Annotated in this window: 1 protein-coding gene; it reads left to right on the top strand. The window is 68.1% G+C overall.

The window, feature by feature from the left end:
- Positions 1-39: 39 nt before the first annotated feature.
- Positions 40-1330, top strand: a 1291-nt coding sequence (locus AB0M54_RS47870) for an IS1634 family transposase (RefSeq protein ID WP_364480058.1), incomplete at its 3' end; no start/stop codon positions are given.

Genomic DNA, 1330 nt, shown 5'->3' with positions numbered 1-1330 from the left:
TTCGCCGGTCGGCTGCGGATTCGCGATGTCATCGATGGGTTGTGCCCGGTCGACGACCGGTCGGAGTTGACCCACGGGCAGGTCATCGAAGCCCTGGTCGCGAACCGGTTGACCTCACCAGAACCCCTCGTGCGGGTGCGGGACTGGGCGGCCGGATACGCGGTCGAGGAAGTCTTCGGGCTCCGGCCGGAACAGCTCAACGATGACCGGGTCGGCCGGGCGTTGGACGCGATCGCGCCGCAGGTGGACTCGATCGCCGGGTCGGTCGGCGCGGCCGCGATCAAGGTGTTCGGTATCGACGTGTCCCGGATGCATTGGGACATGACGTCGATCTCGCTGCATGGCGAGTATGAGCAGGCCGATGAGGACTACGCGGCGCCGAAGTTCGGGCATCCCAAGGACCGGCGGCCGGATCTGAAACAGGTCCAGGCGGGGATCGCGGTGACCGCCGATGGTGGGGTGCCGGTGTTTCATCGGGCGTACGACGGCGGCGCGGGTGAGGTCGCCCAGGTCGTGCCGATGATGAAGGCGTTGCAGCAGATCGCCACGACGCGCCGGTTGTTGATCGTCGGGGACTCGAAACTGGTGTCGTACGACAACCTGACGAAGATGCACGCCGACGAGGTGACGTTCGTGGCTCCCGCGTCGAAGGTGTACGTCAAAGCCGAACAGTTGGCTGGCCTGGAGCTGGACCGGGCCACCCGGGTCGACTACGTCGCTGCCCGTGACCAGGGGAAAGACGCTGCCAAGCGGGGAGCGTGGCACGTGGTCGAGGACACGATGTCCTTGGCCGGGCCGCGGAAGAAGGACCCGGTGCTGAGTCTGCGCCGGGTCTTCGTGCACTCCAGCGCCCGCGCCGGTGCCGCAGCAGCCGCCCGGGCCCAGAAACTCGACCGGGCCCGCGGCGATCTGGACCGGCTGACCCGAGGCCTGGGCTCGCGGCACTACCCCGACGTCGCCGCGGTCGAGGCCCGCCTGACGGTGATCGGCAAGACCCGCCGCGTCGGCGGCTACCTACGCACCACGACCGGCACCGGCGCCGAGACCAGCAAACCCACCCTGACCTGGCACTTCGACCAGGCTACGATCGACGCCGAAACATCCACCGACGGCTGGTACGCGCTGCTGACCAACCTGGACCCGGCTGACGCCGACGCCGCGCAGGTCCTGCTGCACTACAAGGGCCAGGAAGCCGTCGAACGCCGCTACTCGACGTTCAAGGGCCCCCTGGCCGTCGCCGCGATCTACCTGAAGGACAACCGCCGGATCACCGCCATGATCACCGTGGTCTGCCTCGCCCTGCTCATCTTCAGCCTGATCGAACGCCAGA

The organism is Actinoplanes sp. NPDC051470 (assembly GCF_040682035.1).
Lineage (GTDB): Bacteria > Actinomycetota > Actinomycetes > Mycobacteriales > Micromonosporaceae > Actinoplanes.
The sequence above is the reverse complement of the archived record's forward strand: the minus strand, read 5'-3'. Positions and strand labels throughout refer to the sequence as shown.